The organism is Pseudanabaena sp. 'Roaring Creek' (assembly GCF_001402795.1).
Taxonomy (GTDB): domain Bacteria; phylum Cyanobacteriota; class Cyanobacteriia; order Pseudanabaenales; family Pseudanabaenaceae; genus Pseudanabaena.
This window is the reverse complement of the sequence record NZ_LIRE01000610.1, coordinates 1-802: the sequence shown is the minus strand read 5'-3', so window position 1 is coordinate 802 and position 802 is coordinate 1. Positions and strand designations below refer to the sequence as shown.

Below are 802 nucleotides of genomic sequence, written 5' to 3'. Positions count from 1 at the left end.
GCCCAAAGATCAACCAATCCCAAATCAGAAGGCTCAGTAAGAGAATGCAGCTTTTCATTAAAACTATGGATCAATTGGTTATATAGGTTATCTAATAACGGTTTGATCCAATCAAAATGGTACAGCAACACTCCACGCTTAATTCCAAAATAGTCACATAACTGACGTTCCGATGCATTGAGCAAATCAAACCCACCATCGGTAACAGAATTAATCACCTGAGATACCTTGAGTTGTAGAAGCTCCAAATTAGACATCGCATCAGGAGTGATATCACCAGACTTGATGAGCGTATGGGGGATATCACCCAGATCAAAATCTGACAAAAAGTAAATAACATCACCATCTTGAAAGCGATCGCCTGTTTTCCTGCCAAAACACTGCGTTACCGTCGCCAAAATATGGCGATCGACAAACGCCGCAAAAGCAGGATCTTTATCAGTGGGATGCAACCCTGTCATCGCCACATAATCCGCACGAAGCATCGCAATATTGGCACAGGGAGTCCCGACAATTACAAAGGTTTTGGCATCTTTAAAATCATTAGACCCACGAGAATCGCGAAACCAAAAGCCATGAGCCTCAGAATTAGCAAACCTCTTAAAATCAATCACCCTAGTGGTGGGATCGAGATTGACAAGATGAGCAATAATCGCTTGAACTTTAGCTGTTTTTTCCTCACGACGCTGCAAACCCAAACGCCCCAGATTATGCACCTGAAAAATCTGAGGCATCACCAATTCACCAGATTGCTTAAGCGTATGGACAGGAGTATTTAGGCGCATTTCCAGATCCTTTGCAT

General features: G+C 42.9%; 1 pseudogene. It reads right to left on the bottom strand.

The features are described 5' to 3' along the window. Nucleotides 1–802 (bottom strand): annotated as a pseudogene (locus tag AC805_RS26465) (hypothetical protein); the annotation flags it as partial.